Here is a 21166-nt window from a genome sequence, read left to right on the forward strand (position 1 = left end):
GAGGCGATCGAACGGTGAAGACAACGATATTGAAGGCCCTTCGCGAAAGCGGTGGCGACTATCTGTCGGGACAGACCCTGTCCGAGGCCCTGGGCGTCAGCCGGACGGCCGTGTGGAAGGCAATTGGTGGCCTTCGAGAGGAAGGCTACGAGATCGAGAGCCATCGGCGGCTCGGCTACCGACTCATGGAGACTGCCCCCCGTCTGACCGAGGAAGATTTGGCCCTGGCCCTGCGGCCCATGGGAATCGAAACGATTCGTTACCGCGAGACCCTTACCTCGACCAATGATGAGGCGAAGGCGCTGGCCGCCTCCGGTGCAGACCTACCCGGTGTGGTCGTTTCCATCGAGCAGACGTCGGGGCGCGGACGACGCGGACGTCAATGGCTATCCCCAAAGGGCGACGGGCTGTACATCAGCTTTTTCCTAGCACCCGAGATCGCGCCCGAGCGAGCGGCCAGCCTGACGCACCTGGCTGCTTACGCCGTGAACGGTGCCCTGGCCCATCTGATCGATCGGGAGGTCGGGATCAAGTGGCCCAACGACCTGGTGATCGGGGGCAAAAAGGTCGTTGGGATCCTGACGGAACTCTCTGCGGAAGTCGGCTCGCTCAACTACGTAGTGGTTGGCATCGGTCTGAATTTAAAGCAGACCACTTTTCCCGAAGCATTGAGAGAACAGGCCACCAGTCTGGTGCTGGAGGGTATTGAACCACCCGATGGAATCGAGCTGGCGCGCGAGATCAGCGCGCGATTCCTTGATGCGGTTCACCTGTACGAAGAGACGGGTACCCTGGCGCATGTGCTTCCCGCCTTGCGGGAGGCCTCGGTGACCCTCGGCCGGAGGGTGCGCATCCTAAGGCCGGAGAGTACGATCGAAACCAAGGCCCTTGATCTCGACGAGGAGGGGGCCCTGGTCGTGGAGAGTCCCGAGGGTGGGACGGAACGGATTTACTTCGGTGAAGTCAGCGTACGCGGACTTGCCGGTTACGCTTGATTGACCAAAGAGGAGATGAGTAAGGAACATGCTACTGGCTTTTGATGTGGGGAACACGAATATTGTCATCGGTGTATACGAAGAGGATCATCTGGTCACGCACTGGCGGATGTCGACGGACAAGCAAAAAAGCGCGGATGAGCTCGGTATTTTTTTGACACAACTTTTTCATCATGAACAGCTCGACCCGGGGGCCATCGATCACGTGATCATTTCCAGCGTGGTCCCGACGATCATGTACTCGCTGCAGCACATGAGCCAGAAGTACTTCGGTGTGGAGGCCATTGTCGTAGGACCCGGGGTGAAGACCGGTATGAACGTGCGGTACGACAATCCCAGACAGGTGGGTGCCGACCGAATTGTCAATGGTCTGGCCGCCTACCACAAGTACGGTGGGCCCGTGATCGTGGTGGATTTTGGAACAGCGACGACCTTCGATGTGATCGGAGCGGATTGTTCCTACCTCGGCGGGGCGATCCTACCGGGCATCAAGATTTCGTCAGATGCCCTCTTCGACCGGGCGGCCAAGCTGACCCGGGTGGAGCTGGTCAAACCCAAGCGGGTGATCTGCAAGAACACGACGGAATCGATCCAGGCCGGTATTATCTACGGCTACGTGGGATCCGTGGATTTCATCGTCGAACGGATGCGCGAGGAAATGGACGACGCATCGATTCCCGTGGTGGCCACGGGCGGGCTGGCAACGCTGATCGCCACGGAGTCGAAGACCATCAGCGTCGTGGACAAGTTCCTGACGCTAGAGGGGCTCAATCATATCCACAAGTTAAACCGGGTGAGTCATTCGTGATCCAGTGCAGGGATTTTAGCCTTAAAAGTGATTGCCTGCTCGGGCCCATGGCCGGGGTCACAGACTACGCATACAGGAAGGTCCTGCGCGAAATGGTACCCGATGTCTTGCTCGTGACCGAGATGGTCAGCCTGAAGGGTTTTTTCTACGCACCGGAGAAGACCGCGCCGCTCCTGAGGACAGATGCCGATGGTCACCCTGTGGCCCTCCAGGTTTTTGGCTCGGAGCCCGAGGTGGTCCGTGCGGTTATGCCACGGCTCAATGCCTTACCTCACGATCTGATCGATATCAACATGGGCTGCCCGGCTCCCAAGATCGTAAGAAACGGCGATGGCTCGGCCCTCATGCGCAACCGCGAGGCGGCGGCCCGTTTCATCGAAGCGGTGGTCACGGCTTCGACGAAGCCCGTCACCCTCAAGATGCGGAAGGGCTGGGATGAAGACTCGGTCAATGCCGTGGAGATCGGTCGCCTGGCAGAATCGCTGGGCGTTCAGCTAGTCACGGTGCACGGGCGGACGCGCGAACAGTTCTACAGCGGGCAAGCGGATTGGTCTATCTTCAAAGAAGTGAAGTCGGCTCTGTCCATCCCTGTGATTGGCAATGGCGATATCTTTAGTGTGGAGGATGCGATCCGCATGAGAAAAGAAACCGGGGTTGATGGTGTGATGGCGGCCCGCGGTGTTCAGGGAAATCCCTGGCTGCTCAAGCGGATCGATCATTACTTCAAGACGGGCGAGATGGCCCCACTGCCTACGGCCGAAGAGAAGATCCGAGTGGCCCGACGTCACTTCGATCTACTGCTGGAGGACAAGGGCGATCATATCGGCGTCCTCGAGATGCGCAAACACGCCGCTTGGTACCTGAAGGGGATCCGCGGTTCGGCGGCCGCCAAAAGGAAGATTTTTGCGGCCCAATCACCGGAAGAAGTCATCGAAGCCCTCGACGCGTGCCTTTCTTGACACCGCCAGTGGGCTTTCATATAATAAGGACAATTGAGAAATCTGATAAAGGAGGGTTAAGATGAGCGAAGTAAAGAGCACGAACGAGCTGTACCAGGTGCGGCTCGACAAATTAGAGACGTTACAAGCGGAAGGACGCGATCCTTTCAAGAAAGAACGCTACGATCGCACGGCTTTCAGTGAAGCCATCATCCAACATTTTGACGAGTACGAGGGCACGCACGTGATGATCGCCGGGCGGATCATGGCCAAGCGGATCATGGGCAAGGCGATGTTCCTCGACATCCAAGACCGCGATGGTCGCATCCAGGCCTATGTGAACAAGAAGCAAGTGGGCGAAACGGAATACGACTGGATCACCACCTACGACATCGGTGATATCGTGGGTGTTGCCGGCGAAGTGTTCAAAACGAAGAAGGGCGAGGAGTCCATCCGCGCGGAAGAGGTTGTGCTGCTCACAAAGTCCCTCTACACCCTACCCGAGAAATACCACGGGTTGAAGGACCAAGAGATTCGCTACCGCCAGCGTTATGTGGATCTGATCATGAGCCCCGAGGTGCGCGAGAAGTTCAAGTTGCGCAGCAAGATCATCCGGGCGATCCGCGCTTTCTTAGAGTCGGAAGGTTACCTGGAGGTGGATACGCCGATCTTGAGCCCCATCGCCGGGGGTGCCACGGCGCGACCTTTCGTCACCCACCACAATACGCTGGACATCGAGATGTACATGCGAATCGCCAATGAACTCTACCTGAAGCGCTTAATCGTCGGTGGATTCGATAAAGTCTACGAGATGGGGCGTATGTTCAGGAACGAGGGCATGAGCTACAAGCACAACCCCGAGTACACTGCGATGGAACTCTACGCCGCTTACGAGGATTACGAAGACATGATGCGGATCACCGAGGAGATGGTGGCCGACGCTTGTCAGCACGTTTTCGGCACCACCAAGGTCAAGTACCAAGATCTTGAGCTCGACTTCACACCACCTTGGCAGCGCATGAGCATGACCGAAGCCTGCAAGAAGTGGGCGGGCGTTGACTTCGACGCCATCGAGACAGACGAAGAGGCGCGGGCGGTGGCCAAGAAGCTACATGTGGACGTGACCAAAGAGATGAAGAAGGGTCATGTGATCAACGAGGTCTTCGAGGAATACTGTGAAGAGCACTTGATCCAGCCGATTTTCATCACTCATCACCCCGTGGAGGTGTCTCCGCTGTCGAAGCGAAATCCGGACAACCCGGCGATCACGAACCGCTTCGAAGCGTTCGCCAACACTTGGGAAATTGCGAACGCCTTTAGCGAGCTCAACGACCCCATCGACCAGCGCGGTCGTTTCGAGGAACAGGTCAAGGCGCGCGAGGGTGGAGATGAAGAGGCGCACATGATGGACGAGGATTTCCTCACGGCGCTCGAGGTCGGACTACCCCCGACGGGCGGTCTCGGCGTGGGCATCGATCGATTGATCATGCTGCTCACCGATTCCACTTCCATCCGCGATGTCATCATGTTCCCGACCATGAAACCACTGTAGACAACAGGACCCCGAATTCTTTCGGGGTTTTTTCATTTTTACCTTGACGGTATAGACCTGCGGTGTTATGATAAGTAGGTCGCTAAGAGATGCGGCGAGAGCAATTTGACCTTTGAAAACTGAATCGTACGAAACGTCAATTTTTATTAGAGCTATGGTTTCAAAATTTTTTCAAAGAGTTTGATCCTGGCTCAGGATGAACGCTGGCGGCGTGCTTAACACATGCAAGTCGAACGAGAAGCGAGGGAACGGACACTTCGGTGGAAGGGAACTTGCGGAAAGTGGCAGACGGGTGAGTAACGCGTGGGCAACCTGCCCTGAACAGAGGGATAGCCACCGGAAACGGTGATTAATACCTCATGAAGCGAGAAGGTCGCATGACCTACTTGTTAAAGATTTTATCGGTTCAGGATGGGCCCGCGTCTGATTAGCTAGTTGGTAGGGTAACGGCCTACCAAGGCGACGATCAGTAGCCGACCTGAGAGGGTGATCGGCCACACTGGAACTGAGACACGGTCCAGACTCCTACGGGAGGCAGCAGTGGGGAATATTGCACAATGGGCGCAAGCCTGATGCAGCAACGCCGCGTGAATGATGAAGGCCTTCGGGTCGTAAAATTCTGTTCTAAGGGAAGAAGCAGTGACGGTACCTTAGAAGCAAGCTCCGGCTAACTACGTGCCAGCAGCCGCGGTAATACGTAGGGAGCAAGCGTTATCCGGAATCACTGGGCGTAAAGAGTGCGTAGGTGGTCCATCAAGCCTGAGGTGAAAGGCAACGGCTCAACCGTTGTAAGCCTTGGGAACTGTTGGACTTGAGTACAGGAGAGGAAAGTGGAATTCCTAGTGTAGCGGTGAAATGCGTAGATATTAGGAGGAACACCAGTGGCGAAGGCGACTTTCTGGACTGTAACTGACACTGAGGCACGAAAGCGTGGGGAGCGAACAGGATTAGATACCCTGGTAGTCCACGCCGTAAACGATGGGTACTAGGTGTCGGCATGCGAGTGTCGGTGCCGCAGTTAACGCAATAAGTACCCCGCCTGGGGAGTACGGTCGCAAGACTGAAACTCAAAGGAATTGACGGGGACCCGCACAAGCAGCGGAGCATGTGGTTTAATTCGAAGCAACGCGAAGAACCTTACCAAATCTTGACATCTCCTTGATCGCTCTTTAACCAGAGCTTTCGGCCTTTGGTCGACAGGGATGACAGGTGGTGCATGGTTGTCGTCAGCTCGTGTCGTGAGATGTTGGGTTAAGTCCCGCAACGAGCGCAACCCTTGCATTTAGTTGCCAGCATTAAGTTGGGCACTCTAGATGGACTGCCGGTGACAAACCGGAGGAAGGTGGGGATGACGTCAAATCATCATGCCCTTTATGATTTGGGCTACACACGTGCTACAATGGTCGGTACAACGGGCAGCGACTGCGCAAGCAGGAGCGAATCCTTATAAGCCGATCTCAGTTCGGATCGTGGGCTGCAACTCGCCCACGTGAAGCTGGAGTTGCTAGTAATCGCGAATCAGCATGTCGCGGTGAATGCGTTCCCGGGTCTTGTACACACCGCCCGTCACACCATGGAAGTTGGGAGCACCCGAAGTCAGTGATCCAACCGCTTTAAGCGGGGGAAGCTGCCGAAGGTGAGACCAATGACTGGGGTGAAGTCGTAACAAGGTAGCCGTATCGGAAGGTGCGGCTGGATCACCTCCTTTCTAAGGAGAATCATAAAAAATAAGCCTTTAATGAAAGACGTTCGTACGATTCAGTTTTGAGAGGTTAGACTCTCAACATAAGAGAACCCACAGGTTATAAGTGGGCGTATAGCTCAGCAGGTTAGAGCGCACGCCTGATAAGCGTGAGGTCGGTGGTTCGAGTCCACCTATGCCCACCACTTATTTTCTGATCAAGGGTTTTCGACGCTCATTGAAAATTGCATACAGCAAAACTTCTTAAAATCTAAGAAAAAAACCAAGCTGAAATTTGAAAGAGAGAATCTCTTTTTTAAAAGATCTGATCGCCGACTCAAGGTGAAGCAGGTCAAGTAAGTAAGAGCATAAGGCGGATGCCTTGGCACTTGGAGCCGATGAAGGACGTGGTAAGCTGCGAAAAGCCCCGTGTAGCCGCAAGCAGGCGATGATACGGGGATGTCCGAATGGGGAAACCCCCTCGCGTTCATCCGCGAGGACCGTCAGGTGAATACATAGCCTGACGGGGGGAACCCGGTGAACTGAAACATCTAAGTAACCGGAGGAAGAGAAAGAAAACAATCGATTTTCCGAGTAGCGGCGAGCGAAAGGGAAAGAGCCCAAACCGAGACCTACGGGTCTCGGGGTTGCGGACGGACGAATAAAGTTTAGGGATAAGTCTAGTCGAAGATGCCTGGGAAGGCACACCAGAGCGGGTGATAGTCCCGTAGACGAAAGGTGGACCCGGACGACGTCCGATCCAGAGTACCACGGGACACGAGAAATCCTGTGGGAAGCAGGGAGGACCATCTCCCAAGGCTAAATACTACCAAGTGACCGATAGCGCATAGTACCGTGAGGGAAAGGTGAAAAGAACCCCTGGAGGGGAGTGAAATAGAACCTGAAACCTTATGTTTACAAGCAGTGGGAGCAAGCATGACTTGCGACCGCGTACTTTTTGTAGAACGGGCCAACGAGTTACGTTATGCAGCGATAGGTTAAGGTGCTTGAGCACCGTAGCCGTAGCGAAAGCGAGTCTGAATAGGGCGACGAGTTGTATGGCGTAGACCCGAAACCGTGTGACCTACCCATGAGCAGGGTGAAGCAGAAGTAAAATTTTGTGGAGGCCCGAACCCATGTCTGTTGAAAAAGGCTGGGATGACTTGTGGGTAGCGGAGAAATTCCAATCGAACACGGAGATAGCTGGTTCTCCCCGAAATAGCTTTAGGGCTAGCCTGAGGAAATGAGACACGGAGGTAGAGCACTGACTAGCCTAGGGGGCTTCACCGCCTACCGAAGCTTATCAAACTCCGAATGCCGTGATCTTTATCCTTGGAGTCAGACAGCGTGTGATAAGATTCGTTGTCGAGAGGGAAACAGCCCAGACCATCAGCTAAGGTCCCCAAGTGTGGATTAAGTGGGAAAGGATGTGACATTGCCTAGACAACTAGGATGTTGGCTTAGAAGCAGCCACGCATTGAAAGAGTGCGTAATAGCTCACTAGTCGAGTGATGTCGCGCCGAAAATTACCGGGGCTAAAATCCACCACCGAAGCTATGGATTAGAAGACTAAGGTCTTCTAGTGGTAGGGGAGCATTGTATACGGGACGAAGCTGTACTGTAAGGTATGGTGGACTGTATAGAAGAGAGAATGTTGGCATGAGTAGCGAGAGGTGTGTGAGAATCACACCGGCCGAAAACCTAAGGGTTCCTGAGGAAGGCTCGTCCACTCAGGGTAAGTCAGGACCTAAGCCGAGGACGAAAGTCGTAGGCGATGGACAACAGGTGAAGATTCCTGTACCGCTTTAGAAGCGTTTGAGAGATGTGGTGACACAGGAGGATAGGCAGAGCGCGCGATTGGAAGAGCGCGTCCAAGCAGCAAGCTTGATGGGATAGGCAAATCCGTCCCGTTAAAAGGTGAGCTGTGATGGGGAGTGAACTTAAGTAACGAAGCTGTCGATTTCAAACTGTCGAGAAAAGCCGCTATCGAGTTTTTAGGGCGCCTGTACCGTAAACCGACACAGGTAGGTAGGAAGAGAATTCTAAGGCCAGCGAGAGAACCATTGTTAAGGAACTCGGCAAAATGACCCCGTAACTTCGGGAGAAGGGGTGCCGCGCGTAGGGTGTCAAAGCCTGAGGCGGCCGCAGAGAATAGGCCCAAGCGACTGTTTACCAAAAACACAGGTCTCTGCTAAATCGAAAGATGATGTATAGGGGCTGACGCCTGCCCGGTGCTGGAAGGTTAAGAGGAAAGGTTAGCGTAAGCGAAGCTTAGAATCGAAGCCCCAGTAAACGGCGGCCGTAACTATAACGGTCCTAAGGTAGCGAAATTCCTTGTCGGGTAAGTTCCGACCCGCACGAAAGGCGTAACGATTTGGGCGCTGTCTCAACAATGGACTCGGTGAAATTGTAGTACCGGTAAAGATGCCGGTTACCCGCAGCAAGACGGAAAGACCCCGTGGAGCTTTACTGTAGCTTGGCACTGGATTTTGGTATGGGATGTACAGGATAGGTGGGAGACATAGAAGCATGCGCGCCAGTGTGTGTGGAGTCGTCCTTTGGATACCACCCTTTCCATACCAGTGTTCTAACCAGGAGCTGTGATCCAGCTCTGGGACAATGTCAGGTGGGCAGTTTGACTGGGGCGGTCGCCTCCTAAAGAGTAACGGAGGCGCCCAAAGGTTTCCTCAGCGCGGTTGGAAATCGCGCAAAGAGTGCAAAGGCATAAGGGAGCTTGACTGCGAGACATACAGGTCGAGCAGGGACGAAAGTCGGGCTTAGTGATCCGGTGGTACCGCATGGAAGGGCCATCGCTCAACGGATAAAAGCTACCCCGGGGATAACAGGCTTATCTCCCCCAAGAGTCCACATCGACGGGGAGGTTTGGCACCTCGATGTCGGCTCGTCTCATCCTGGGGCTGTAGTAGGTCCCAAGGGTTGGGCTGTTCGCCCATTAAAGAGGCACGCGAGCTGGGTTCAGAACGTCGTGAGACAGTTCGGTCCCTATCTGCTGTGGGCGTTGGATATTTGAGAGGCTCTGTTCCTAGTACGAGAGGACCGGAATGGACGCACCGCTGGTGGATCAGTTGTCCTGCCAAGGGCATAGCTGAGTAGCTACGTGCGGAAGGGATAAGCGCTGAAGGCATCTAAGCGCGAAGCCCCCCTCAAGATGAGATATCCCATCATTTATGAGTAAGACCCCAGATAGACCATCTGGTTGATAGGCCAAGGGTGAAAGGGCAGTAATGCTTTTAGCTGATTGGTACTAATCGGTCGAGGACTTGACCTAAGGCGAACCTTGGGTTGGTGAGAAGATCATAAAGAGAAGACACTTTTTCTTAGAAACAACTTGGTTTTGATTTGCTGTATGCGATTTTGAGTGAGCGAAAGCTTGCTTACAATTGAAGAATCCGGTGACGATAGCGAGAAGGATACACCTGTTCCCATCCCGAACACAGACGTTAAGCTTCTCAGCGCTGAAGGTACTTGGGGAGCAGTCCCCTGGGAGAATAGGACGTTGCCGGTCTTCTTTTTTTTGCGCGAAAAACAAACGGGAAAATGCCATGGCATTTTCCTTTTTCGCGTTTACGCTTGAGAAAACCGCTGGATGTTGGTACAATAGTAACTGTCCACTCACAAGATGTAGTGCAGGCGGTCGACGCCTGCACTACATCTTGTGACAGCCAGAGAATGGATACATACGGAGGAGAGGGAACCATGATACGAGTGATCAAACGAAACGGCGACCGAGTGCCATACGACGTTTCAAAAATCGTCCTGGCCATCGAGAATGCAATGGTCGAGACCGCCGAGGGCATCGATCACCAGCTGAGCTGGGAAATTGGAGATAAGATCACGGCGACGCTCGAGGAGCGTCACGAGCCGGTTACTGTAGATGAAATCCAGGATATGGTCGAGAACCATCTCATGGACAGCGTGCGAAAAGATGTGGCCAAGAAGTACATCATCTATCGCAACGAGAAGGACAAAACACGCTTGGAGCGTAAGAAGGAAGGCCGCCTGCTGACAAACGAGTTTCTCAGTCAGTACAAGCACAAGCAGCCGCCCATGGGCGAGCTTGGTAGCTTCGTCTTTTACCGCACCTACTCGCGGTGGCTACCGAAGGAAAAACGCCGGGAATACTGGTGGGAGACCGTTCGACGCGCAGTCGAGTACAACTGTTCGCTCGTCCCCACGACCCGCGCCGAGGCAGAAGAGCTCTACGACAACGTCTTTAACCTGCGCCAGTTCCTGTCGGGACGAACCTTCTGGGTGGGGGACACCGATGTGGCCAAGTTCTATCCCATGGCCAACTACAACTGCTCCTTCCAAGTGATCGATTCCTTTGATTCCTTCAAGGACGTCTTCTACCTGTTGATGATCGGTTCCGGTGTCGGCCTGCGGATTCTCAAGGACGATGTGGCCAAGTTGCCCAAGGTCCGCACGGACTTCGAGGTCATCCACAAGGATTACACGCCCACCCCCCGCGGTGAGCGCGAGGACAACACGTCTCTGGAGTTCGCCTACAACAACACCGTGAAGATCAGCATCGGAGACTCCAAGGAAGGTTGGGTCCAGTCTCTCGACTTCTTCCTCAAACTGATCTACGCCAACGAGTATCGCGACATCAAGACGATCATCATCGATTACGATCACGTGCGACCCAAGGGTGAGAAACTCCACACCTTCGGTGGCACGGCCAGTGGTCACCAATCGCTGAAGAACATGTTCTTCAAGATCGACCGCGTGATCAAGAAGCTCGAGATCCTCATGGACGCAAGAAAAGTAAAACTCCGTCCCATCGATTGTCTGGATATCGCCAACGTCGTGGGTGAAAATGTTGTGGTAGGGGGCGTCCGACGCACGGCAGAGATCGTCCTGCTCGACCAGGACGACAAGGAATCGATCGAAGCAAAGAGCCACCTCTACAAGCAGATCGACGGCCAGTGGATCGTGGACAAAGAGATCGTCCACCGACAGATGTCCAATAACTCCATCTATTACCAGAAGAAGCCCACGCGTCAGCAGCTCCACGAGCATCTTGAGAAGATGCGTTACTCGGGCGAACCGGGTTGGGTCAATGCCGAGGCAGGCGCCAAGCGTCGTCCCAACTTCAACGGTGTGAATCCCTGCGCGGAGATCTTGCTCGACAACCGCGGTCTCTGTAACCTCGTGACGGTGAATGTCTTCGCCTTCGTCGACCCAGAGGGCAATCTGGATGTAAACGGCCTCCTGCGCGCCCAGCGTCTCAATGCACGGGCCAGCTACCGCATGACGTGCGTGGAACTGGAACTACCCATGTGGGATGCTGTCCAGCAGCGGGATAAACTGCTGGGGACGTCGCTCACGGGATGGCAGGATATGGTCAACGCCACGGGCTTCGACCGTTCCCATCAGGCGGAACTTCTGGAAAAACTACGGTCTGTGGCCAACAAGGAAGCGGAGATGTACGCTACGGAACTCGGTGAGAACGTACCGATTCTCGTGACCACGGTGAAACCCGAAGGCACACTCTCCCAACTGCCCGCCGTCTCCAGTGGTGTGCACTATTCGCATTCTCCCCACTACATCCGACGTGTGCGCATCAACGCCGACGATCCGCTGGTCAAGGTATGCGAAGAGCTCGGTTACCCCGTTCACCCCGAAGTGGGACAAGACATGGAAACCTGCTCGACCAAGGTGATCGAATTCCCAGAGAAGGCACCGGACGGGAAGACAAAGTACGACGTCAGCGCACTGGAGCAGCTTGAGAACTACAAGCTCTTCATGGAGCACTACGTGGACCACAACTGTTCGATCACCGTGCATGTGCGCGAACACGAGTGGACGGATGTGGAACAGTGGGTATGGGACAACTGGGAGGATACAGTGGCCTTGAGCTTCCTATCCCTCGACGATAATTTCTACGAACTCCTTCCCTATGAAGCGATTACTGAGGAGGAGTACCTCAAGCGCAAAGAAGAGATGAAACCCTTCCGTCCTTCGTTGATCGCGAAGTACGAGAAGGAAGAGGTCATGCATGACGTGGGCGACGAAGCTTGCGAAACCGGCGTCTGCCCGGTAAGATAGTCTGATATAGAGCCCAGCCCGGTTGTATCCCGGTGCTGGGCTTTTTGTCACCTGCGTGTTATGCTTAGAAAGAAGCACATAAACCGGACCAACAGATATGGAGGAACAGGATGACAACGGAAAAATTGATGCAACTGGCCCTGGACCGAGCGGGGATGACATCGACCCCTTCGGACAGCACGATCAGTGTACAGGGGGAGAATATTAAGAAATTGGCCTTCGGTATCGACATGGAAACGGCAGAAGTGCTCGTGGCCAGGGAATTGGGTGCGGACCTCGTGGTCAGCCACCACCCCAAAGCAGACACGGCCGTTACGAATTTTTACGAAGTGATGGAGGCTCAGATCGACCGGATGGTCGAGTTCGGGGTGCCCATCAACAAGGCCCAGAAGGTCCTGAGGAAGAAGATGAAATCAGTGGAGCTATCCAACCACGTGGCCAACTACGACCGCGTATCGTCGTCCTGCCGTGCCATGGGCATGCCCTTCATGAACGTGCACATGCCCGCCGATCGCATCGGCCAGGAAATCGTACAGGATTTGCTCGACAAACAGTTCGCCGAGGAGCCGAAGGCAACGCTCGGTGATGTCATCGAGACCCTCAAGGCCTTTGATGTTTACCAAGAGACACTGAGCGGTCCTGTCATCCGTGTAGGCGGAGACAAGGACTACGCCGGTCGTATCGCTGTGCTTTTCGCAGGGGGGACAAATGGCGGTGCCGATGTGTTCAAGGCGTACTTTGACGCCGGTGTCGGTACGATCGTCTGCATGCACGTGCCCGAGGATGTCAAGAAGGCTGTGGAGGAGCAGAATATCGGCAACATTATCGTGGCCGGACATATGGCCAGTGATTCCATCGGGCTCAACGCGATCATCGACGTATGGAAGCAAGCAGGCGTTGAGGTCATCAAAATGAGCGGGATCCTCTAGATTCCTTGCGATCTTTTTCTTTTTTCGAGAAAAGATCGCTTTTTTTGTTTAGGAAGAAGGAAATAAGGAAAAGAAGTAGAATATTAGCAATGATAAGAAAATTACTTCTATCATGCAAGAGGAGGAATACCATGAGAAACTACCCTGTCGACAAAATTCGTAATATCGCCCTACTGGGGCACGGAGGAAGTGGCAAGACCACACTCGTTGAATCGGTCCTCTACAATTTGAATCTGATCAAGCGGATGGGTGCCGTTACCGAAGGCAACACCGTATCGGATTTTGATAAAGAGGAGAGTAGCCGCGGCTTCTCCATCGGCACTTCCGTGATCCCCGTGGAATGGAAAGAAACGAAGTACAATCTGCTCGATACACCGGGTTATTTCGACTTCGTGGGAAACGTTTTCAGCGCTCTTCGTGTGGCCGGTGGCGCCGTGATCATGATCGATGCCGCGAGCGGTATCGAGGTAGGAACTGAAAAAGCATGGAAATTCACTGAAAAACGCAATATGCCCAAGATCCTTTTTATCAACAAGATGGATAAAGAGAATGTGAACTACGTGAAGCTCCTGAAGGAACTGAAAGACACCTTCGGACGAAAGGTAGCTCCTTTTTGTGTTCCAATGGGTGAAGGCGATGCCTTCGAAGGTTTTATCAATGTGGTAGACCTCGTAGGGCGTCGTTACGATGGTACGTCCTGTGTCGATGTACCGATCCCAGCGGACCTCGAACCCAAGATCAACCCCGTACGAGAACTCTTGATCGAGGCCGTTGCCGAAAGCGATGAAGCGCTGATGGAGAAGTACTTCGAAGGGGAAGAGTTCACCAAGGAAGAAATCCACGAAGGACTTCGCCGAGGCGTGCTCTCCGGCGAGATCGTACCCATCCTGATGGGTTCTGCCGAAAAGTCCATCGGCATTCACACCCTCCTCGATATGATTTACGATTATATGCCAACACCCGATGATATGCACGATGGGTCTTATGAAGCCACGAATCCGGAAGATGGTAGCACGGTCTACCGCAAGGTATCGGAAAAGGAACCCTTCAGCGCTTTCGTCTTCAAAACCATTATGGATCCCTTTGTGGGTAAGATCTCCCTGTTCAAGGTCTACTCTGGATCGGTCAAGCGCGATCAAGAGGTGTACAACGCCAATAAAGAAGAAAAAGAAAAAATCGGACAGATTTTCTTGTTACGCGGAAAAGAACAGCTCGAGGTCGACGCCATCACCGCCGGTGATATCGGGGCCACGGCTAAAATGGAATATGCAGAAACGGGTGATACGCTCTGCGACAAGAGTGCCCCCATCCAATATCCGGGGATCAATCTCCCGCGTCCTGCTCTCTTCAAAGCCGTCGAACCCAAGGCAAAGGGCGATGAAGATAAGATCATGAGCTCGCTCCACCGCCTCTCCGATGAAGATCCCTCTTTCGTCGTCGATCGGAACGCAGAAACAAAGCAGATGTTGATCGGTGGCCAGGGGACCATGCAGATCTCGGTCATCGTTTCTAAGCTCGATAAAATCTTCGATGTCCACGTGGAACTGCTCGAGCCAAAAGTGGCCTACCGAGAGACGATCAAGGGCGTCAGCCAGGTCGAGGGCAAGTACAAGAAACAGACCGGCGGTTCGGGGCAATTCGGTGTGGTCAACATCAAGTTCGAACCTTCGAGCGAAGAGTTCCTCTTCGAGGAGAAGGTATTCGGTGGCGCCGTACCGAGACAGTACATCCCGGCAGTTGAGAAGGGGCTGGTCGAAGCTCGCGAGAAGGGGATCCTGGCGGGTTGCAAAGTGGTGAACTTCAAGGCCACGCTGATGGACGGTTCCTACCACCCCGTGGATTCTAGTGAGATGGCCTTCAAGATGGCTTCTTCCCTGGCGTTCAGAAAGGGAATGGAGCAGGCACAGCCCATCCTCCTCGAACCGATCATGCACGTGGAAGTGTACGTGCCCGACGAGAACATGGGCGATATCATGGGTGATATGAACAAGCGACGCGGTCGGATCCTGGGGATGGAACCCGATGAAAAGGGGTCGCAAAAGGTGATCGCCGAGGCACCGCAGTCGGAGATGTTCGATTACGCTACCCATCTGAAGAGCATGACGCAGGCGCGCGGATTCTTCAACATGAGATTCGAGCGCTATGAGGAAGTGCCCATGCAGATTGCGGGTAAGATTATTGCTGAACAGAAGAAAGAGCATTAACAGATCAGAGCAAACGACCGCTAGGGTTTTCCCAAGCGGTCGTTTTTCTAGTATAATAGATGAAAAGGTGGTGAACGTGATGGCAATCTGCGATCTTTGCGGACTGAAGGAAGGGCATGTGGAAGTGGTGCGAACAGTACACGGCGTTCGACGTGAGCTGAAGTTGTGCGAGGATTGTCTCGCCCATCTGGGGGAGGAGCAGTACGAATCGTCCTTTTCGACCAACCGCTTTCTCACCCACCTGGTCGACCAGCTACAACGGTCGGCGATTCCGGTCAAGGCGATCAAGACCACCACTTGTTCGGGCTGTGGGATGACCTATGGTCAGTTCAGGGAGCTGGGCAAGCTCGGGTGCGCCGTTTGCTACGAAGCCTTTGGGGCCAAGCTGGAGCATCTGCTCGATGAACTGCAGGGGACCCACATCCACCGTGGTTCGCTGCCGGCGGATCACGTTCACCGGACGGCTGCCTCGGCGCTTTCTGAAGCGATGAACGATGCCGTGGCACGGGGAGATATGCAAGAAGCCGCCCGGATTCGCGACCAGATCAAGGAGCTATCGAGAGGTGACCAGTCATGAGATCGGAAGGTATGATCGTCGGTGGTCGACTCAGGATCGCTCGCAATTATGAATCGGACGCCTTCCCGCTCTCCATGACGGAGTCGGCGAGTTTTGAACTCGTGCAGCGACTTCGCCACCGCTTGTCCGGCCGAGAGGGGGTTTCTTTTTTCGAGATGACGAAACTCGATCCCTTGACACGCTATCACTTGCTGGCCAGGGAAAAGCTCTCTTCCTTGATGCTGACCGGTGGGATCGCGCGGGCGGTGGCGCTTTCCGAGGATGACCAGGTGTCCCTTCTGATCAATGAGGAGGATCACTTGAGACTGCAGCTTTACGATCGCGCGGCGGATTTTCGAACCCTGTACGAAAGGGCGGGCGAATGGTTGTCGGATCTCCAGGGCATCGGTGATTTCGCCTTTCGAAATCCCTTTGGTTACCTGACGAGCAGCCCGATGAACGTGGGGACAGGACTCAAGCTGTCGGTGCGCTTGCATCTGCCGGCCCTCGATCAGACGGGTGAGATCGAGCGGGTGAAAAATGCTGTCCACCAAGTGGGCTTCCTGCTTTCGGATCCGCTCGGCGCTCCCTACTACCAGCTGTCCACCCGACAGTCGATCGGGAGGACGGAGGAGGAGATAATCTCGGTCATCGAGCGGGTGATCGAAAACCTGGCAGAGCGTGAATCCCAGGAAAAAGAAAGGCTCTGGTCTCTGGAAACGGCCGATCGCGTGTACCGCGCCTACGGGGTGCTTTCTTATGCGCGGAAGATTGGACCTGCGGAGTACCTGCACGCCCTGTCGGACCTCCGGTGGGGAATCTTGGCGGGTCGGGTCGGGACGGTGGACCAGCTCGAAGGGGTGGATGATGCCCTAGCGTTCTTGAAAAAGGGTGCGCTCAATTACCTGGCCGGCCGCGTGTTAACAGCGCCGGAACAAGCGGAACTGCGGGCGACCTACGCGCGTGAGATGATGACGGGAATCGAGGTGAAACCATGATCGATCGACGACAGATGGATGATACACTCAAGGCACTGATCAAGCTGGCCACGGATGAGGCCATGATGATGGGGCATGCCTACCTGGGGACAGAACACCTGCTTTTAGCCATGACCCAGTCCGAGATGTCCTTGATCCGCGGGTTCTTCGTCGAGCGAGACATCACGAGTGACGCGCTTCGGGGGGAGATCCTGCGTCGGATGGGCAGGGGACTGTTCACGGCGGAGATCGAGGGTGTTACCCCTCGGGCCAAAGACTGTCTGGCGGCTATGGCGCGAGATTTCACGCCACCCCATCGACCGGAGCAGCTCTTGGTCAAGATCCTGGAGGACCCCTTTTCTGTGGCCACCAAACTGTTGAGCGGCTGGGGGGTGGACGAGGGGGCGATCCGCGCCTTCTCAAACCTGGTGAGCGGCGGTCCGTCCACCGGAGGCGATACCACGACCCTGCCCAGGTCAGAAGAGGTGAGTGGGGCGGAAGGCTACTTCGGAGAGGATCTGACCCGCCTGGCCACCGAGGGACTGCTGGACGATGTCGTGGGCCGGGAGAAAGAAATCGATCGGATCCTGCAGCTGCTCACCCGTCGACAGAAGAACAATCCTTGTCTCGTGGGCGAACCGGGTGTCGGGAAAACGGTGATTGTCGAGGGTTTGGCCCACCGTTTGGTCGCCGGGGATGTCCCGCCTGGACTGAAGAACAAGCGCCTGGTATCGGTCAGTCTGGCCTCCTTGGTGGCTGGGACCAAGTACCGGGGAGACTTTGAGAAACGCCTCAAGGAACTGCTCGATCGCGTGAAAGCAGAGGGTGACGTCATCCTGTTCTTCGATGAGATCCACAACATCATCGGGACCGGTAGTACGGAGGGTTCTTCGCTTTCGGCGGCAAATATGTTAAAACCTGCCCTGGCGCGAGGGGATATCCAGCTCATCGGTGCGACCACCAGTCGCGAATTCTCACAGATTGTAGAGAAGGATCGTGCGCTGGAGCGGAGGCTCCAGCAGGTGCGTGTGGATGAACCGACGGAAGGCGAGGCCCTGGCCATCCTCGAGGGCGTTCGGAAGGTGTACGAGGCGCACCACCAGGTGGCTTTTGATGATGAGGCGCTCTCGGCAGCGGTTCGGCTCTCTGTACGCTATATCAACGATCGTTTTCTGCCGGACAAGGCGGTGGATCTGATCGATGAGGCGGCCAGCCGATTGCGGCTCGAGAAGAGCCGGGACCGCGGAGGCCTCGAGCGCCTTCGCGCCGAGCGCACCGATGTACGCAGACGAAAAGAAGAACTCATCACGCGGCTCCAGTTTGAAATGGCGGCCGAGCTCGTGGAGATGGAAAAAGAACTCGACAGAAAAATTGAACGCGAAACGGAGCTCGCTCGCGTCGCCGGTGACGATCGACCTGTGGTGACCGTCGCCATGGTCGAGGCCGTGATCGCAGACTGGACCAAGATTCCCGTCGAGCGGTTGGCGCGGGATGAGAAGGCCAAGTTGCTGGCGTTGGAACAACTCCTCGGCGAGCGTGTCGTGGGACAAGAGGAAGCCATCGGTCTCGTGGCCAGGGCGCTGAGGCGTTCGCGCGTGGGCCTTTCGGACCCCGACCGGCCCATGGCCTCGCTGGTCTTCCTGGGCCCCACGGGCGTGGGGAAGACCGAGCTCAGCAAGGCGCTGGCCGAGGTGATGTTCGGTAGCCAAACACGTCTCTTCCGTTACGATATGAGCGAGTACATGGAACGCTTTGACGTATCGAAGTTGATTGGGGCCCCCCCGGGATACGCCGGTTTCGATGTGGCGGGACAGTTGACGGAGCCCGTTCGACAGCAGCCTTACGCCTTACTGCTGTTCGACGAGTTCGAAAAAGCACACCGGGATGTACAGAATCTGCTCTTGCAGATCCTTGACGAGGGACACCTGACCGATGCCCGGGGGCGGCGTGTGAGCTTTCGCCAGACGATTATCATCCTGACTTCCAATCTGGGGGTCGATGAAGTCAAGGGCTATCGCAAAATGGGCTTTGGAGATGAAGACCCCGGTGGACGAGAGGCCCTGCGCGAGCGAATCATGGATGAGATGAAGGCCTATTTCCGGCCTGAATTTCTTGGCCGCATCGACGATGTGGTGATCTTCAATGATCTGACGGAGTCGGATCTCGAAAAAATCGTGGCCCTTAATGTGGGCGCACTCAACGAACGCCTGGAGGCCAAGGACCTGCACCTCTCGCTCACCGATCGGATGACAGCTGAAATCGTCAAACGAGGCTACCTCGAGAACTACGGTGCACGACCGTTGAGCCGGGCGCTGAGGGAACTACTGGAAGATCCCCTGGCCGAGGGAATCATCCGTGGTGATTTCAAACCGGGCGATCGATTGATTGCCGATTGGACAGAAGAGGGCGTCTATCTAAAGGAGAAGGAATAATCAATGGCGAAACCCAAGATCACCTATGCCTGCCAAAGTTGCGGGTACATCACGCACAAATGGCTCGGTCGTTGTCCGGAGTGCGGCGACTGGGATAGCCTCGTCGAAGAAGTAGAGCGCGAGGAGAAGAGTGCCGGCAAGAGCCGGGGACTTACGACCAGTCAGAAGGCCATGCCGCTCTCGCAGATCAGCCTCGAGCACGAGGAACGGATGACCAGCGGGATCGGGGAGTTCGATCTGGTTCTCGGCGGCGGGATCGTCACCGGTTCTCTTGTTCTGGTGGGCGGGGACCCGGGAATCGGAAAATCCACGATCCTCCTGCAGGTGGCCCGACATGTGACTGCGATGGGCAAGACCGTCCTTTACGTCAGTGGAGAGGAGTCGATCAAACAGTTGAAGCTCAGGGCCCAGCGGCTCGCGGCCGAGGGAGAGAAACTCTTCGTGATCAGCGAGAATAACCTGGAGGCGATTTCGGCGGCCGTCACCTCCCTCGCCCCGGATCTCTTGATCGTGGATTCCATACAGACGGTCTTTAATCCCGAGATCACCTCGGCACCGGGTACGGTGAGCCAGGTGCGCGATGCCACCCTGACGCTGATGAACCTGGCCAAGGGAAAGGGGATCCCGACCTTTATCGTGGGTCATGTGACCAAGAGCGGTTCGCTGGCGGGACCCAAGGTACTCGAGCACATGGTGGATACCGTGCTTTATTTTGAAGGAGAGCGTCACAACGTCTATCGCATCCTGCGTTCGGTGAAGAATCGATTCGGGTCGACGAACGAAATCGGTCTTTTCGAGATGACGAGCTATGGCCTCGAGGAGGTGAAGAACCCCTCGGAGATCTTTATCAGTCACCTGGGGGAACGGTATCCAGGATCGGTGATCACCGCGAGCCTCGAGGGCACGCGCCCCGTGCTCGTAGAGATCCAGAGCCTGGTCTCCAGTACGAACTTCAATAACCCCCGGCGCATGTCCGTGGGCTACGATCACAACAAGATGGTCATGATGATGGCGATCCTAGAGAAAAAAATCGGGATGGCCCTTTACGACCAGGATGCCTACATCAACGTGGTGGGCGGGATGACGCTCACGGAGCCGGCGACGGACCTCTCGATTCTCTGCGCCATCACCTCGAGCTACCGCAACAAGCCGATCGATCCCCACACATTGGTTTTCGGGGAGGTGGGGCTCACCGGCGAGGTGCGCGGCGTGACCCATGCGGAGAAGCGAATCCGCGAAGGACAGAAGCTCGGCTTCAAGCGGTGCATTCTGCCGAAGAAGAATTTGGAGAAGCTACCACCGTTCGAAGGCATCGAACTCATCGGGGTGGACCAGATCAGACAGGTCTTCGATGAACTGTTCTAGTGGAGAATCGAAAACGAGCGACCGGATCCCCATGAAAAAGGGGTATCCGGTCGCTCTTCACGTGGGGGATAAAAAAAGGACACCTCATCCGTCGAGGTGTCCTGCTTGTGATCAATACATGCTGAACTTACCCAGCGCGTTGATCTTTTTGTACTCTTTTAGCACGATGTCGTAGAGGTTCAGATCGAGGGTGTTACAAAGGCCGGTGACGTAGAAGGTCAGATTACCGATCTCCTCCTCGACCTTCTCACGACAGTTCTCGCACAGCTCGCCCTTCAAGTGCGAATCGCGATGGGCCTTGATTCCTTCCTCGGACAAGTCCTCTGGAAAATGAATCTTGCTGGCATCGATGGCGATACAACCGCACTCGGTGATGGACCGAACGATGGCCCGGTTGGTACGAGAGGAAGCATTTTGAACCTGCGCCATGATATCGATCACGCTGGTGTGCCGGATGAGCACTTCGTCTACTTTCTCTTGGAAACTATCGAAGAGTAAATCTTTCAAGAAAATCCCTCCTTCCACGTCTTGTCTTATGGCATTATTGTACCACAAAGGGTTCACGATGAGAAGCGAGGGGATCGCGTCTGCGATTTCTAGCCTTCCGTCCATGTATACAATAAAGGTGATTGCATTTGAGTAAGACCTGTGATAATATTG

The 21166-nt window shown here is 55.1% G+C and carries 12 protein-coding genes, 1 tRNA gene and 3 rRNA genes; 15 read left to right on the forward strand and 1 reads right to left on the reverse strand.

Annotated features, from left to right (window positions below; translation table 11 throughout):
- Positions 1–14 precede the first annotated feature (14 nt).
- The 15 genes from ACULM0_RS10110 (at position 15) to radA (ending at position 20506) form a co-directional block, all read left to right on the forward strand.
- Positions 15–995, forward strand: coding sequence for a biotin--[acetyl-CoA-carboxylase] ligase (locus ACULM0_RS10110; protein ID WP_463677430.1), 981 nt, complete (start codon positions 15–17; stop codon positions 993–995).
- A 28-nt stretch (positions 996–1023) separates the two neighbouring features.
- The gene (locus tag ACULM0_RS10115) at positions 1024–1803 is read left to right on the forward strand and encodes a type III pantothenate kinase (protein WP_463677431.1); all 780 of its coding nucleotides are present in this window, start codon (positions 1024–1026) and stop codon (positions 1801–1803) included.
- Positions 1800–2762, forward strand: a complete 963-nt coding sequence (dusB, locus tag ACULM0_RS10120) for a tRNA dihydrouridine synthase DusB (protein ID WP_463677432.1) — start codon at positions 1800–1802, stop codon at positions 2760–2762. The genes ACULM0_RS10115 and dusB overlap by 4 nt, the downstream gene beginning before the upstream one ends.
- Before the next feature lie 61 nt (positions 2763–2823).
- Positions 2824–4293, forward strand: a complete 1470-nt coding sequence (gene lysS, locus ACULM0_RS10125; RefSeq protein ID WP_463677433.1) for a lysine--tRNA ligase — start codon at positions 2824–2826, stop codon at positions 4291–4293.
- Positions 4294–4461: 168 nt separating this feature from the next.
- Positions 4462–6001: ribosomal RNA gene (locus ACULM0_RS10130) — 16S ribosomal RNA — on the forward strand.
- A gap of 102 nt (positions 6002–6103) precedes the next feature.
- A tRNA-Ile gene (locus ACULM0_RS10135) sits at positions 6104–6180 on the forward strand.
- Between the two features lie 144 nt (positions 6181–6324).
- Positions 6325–9263 (forward strand): 23S ribosomal RNA (locus tag ACULM0_RS10140).
- A 120-nt stretch (positions 9264–9383) separates the two neighbouring features.
- Positions 9384–9500, forward strand: a 5S ribosomal RNA gene (gene rrf, locus ACULM0_RS10145).
- The 16S, 23S and 5S rRNA genes sit together here with 1 tRNA gene alongside, the layout of an rRNA operon.
- Positions 9501–9691: 191 nt before the next feature.
- The gene (gene nrdJ / locus ACULM0_RS10150) at positions 9692–12043 is read left to right on the forward strand and encodes a ribonucleoside-triphosphate reductase, adenosylcobalamin-dependent (RefSeq protein ID WP_463677434.1); all 2352 of its coding nucleotides are present in this window, start codon (positions 9692–9694) and stop codon (positions 12041–12043) included.
- A 110-nt stretch (positions 12044–12153) separates the two neighbouring features.
- Positions 12154–12972, forward strand: coding sequence for a hypothetical protein (locus tag ACULM0_RS10155; RefSeq protein ID WP_463677435.1), 819 nt, complete (start codon positions 12154–12156; stop codon positions 12970–12972).
- A 131-nt stretch (positions 12973–13103) separates the two neighbouring features.
- Positions 13104–15176 (forward strand): elongation factor G, encoded by a 2073-nt coding sequence (gene fusA / locus ACULM0_RS10160; RefSeq protein WP_463677436.1) that lies wholly within the window; start codon positions 13104–13106, stop codon positions 15174–15176.
- Between the two features lie 79 nt (positions 15177–15255).
- A complete protein-coding gene (locus ACULM0_RS10165; protein ID WP_463677437.1) occupies positions 15256–15753 on the forward strand; it encodes a UvrB/UvrC motif-containing protein in 498 nt (165 codons plus the stop codon).
- On the forward strand, positions 15750–16730 hold the full coding sequence (locus ACULM0_RS10170; RefSeq protein ID WP_463677438.1) for a hypothetical protein: 981 nt from the start codon (positions 15750–15752) through the stop codon (positions 16728–16730). Before ACULM0_RS10165 ends, ACULM0_RS10170 begins: the two co-directional genes overlap by 4 nt.
- Positions 16727–19141, forward strand: a complete 2415-nt coding sequence (locus ACULM0_RS10175; protein WP_463677439.1) for an ATP-dependent Clp protease ATP-binding subunit — start codon at positions 16727–16729, stop codon at positions 19139–19141. Before ACULM0_RS10170 ends, ACULM0_RS10175 begins: the two co-directional genes overlap by 4 nt.
- Before the next feature lie 3 nt (positions 19142–19144).
- Positions 19145–20506 carry a DNA repair protein RadA gene (radA, locus tag ACULM0_RS10180; RefSeq protein WP_463677440.1) on the forward strand — a complete coding sequence of 454 codons (1362 nt, stop codon included), beginning with the start codon at positions 19145–19147 and terminating at the stop codon, positions 20504–20506.
- Between the two features lie 111 nt (positions 20507–20617).
- On the opposite strand, the gene ACULM0_RS10185 is transcribed toward radA, so the two are convergent.
- The gene (locus ACULM0_RS10185) at positions 20618–21013 is read right to left on the reverse strand and encodes a nucleoside triphosphate pyrophosphohydrolase family protein (RefSeq protein WP_463677441.1); all 396 of its coding nucleotides are present in this window, start codon (positions 21011–21013) and stop codon (positions 20618–20620) included.
- Positions 21014–21166 lie beyond the last annotated feature (153 nt).

It is taken from the genome of Halotolerantifilum yawarlongkerapense, assembly GCF_054506745.1.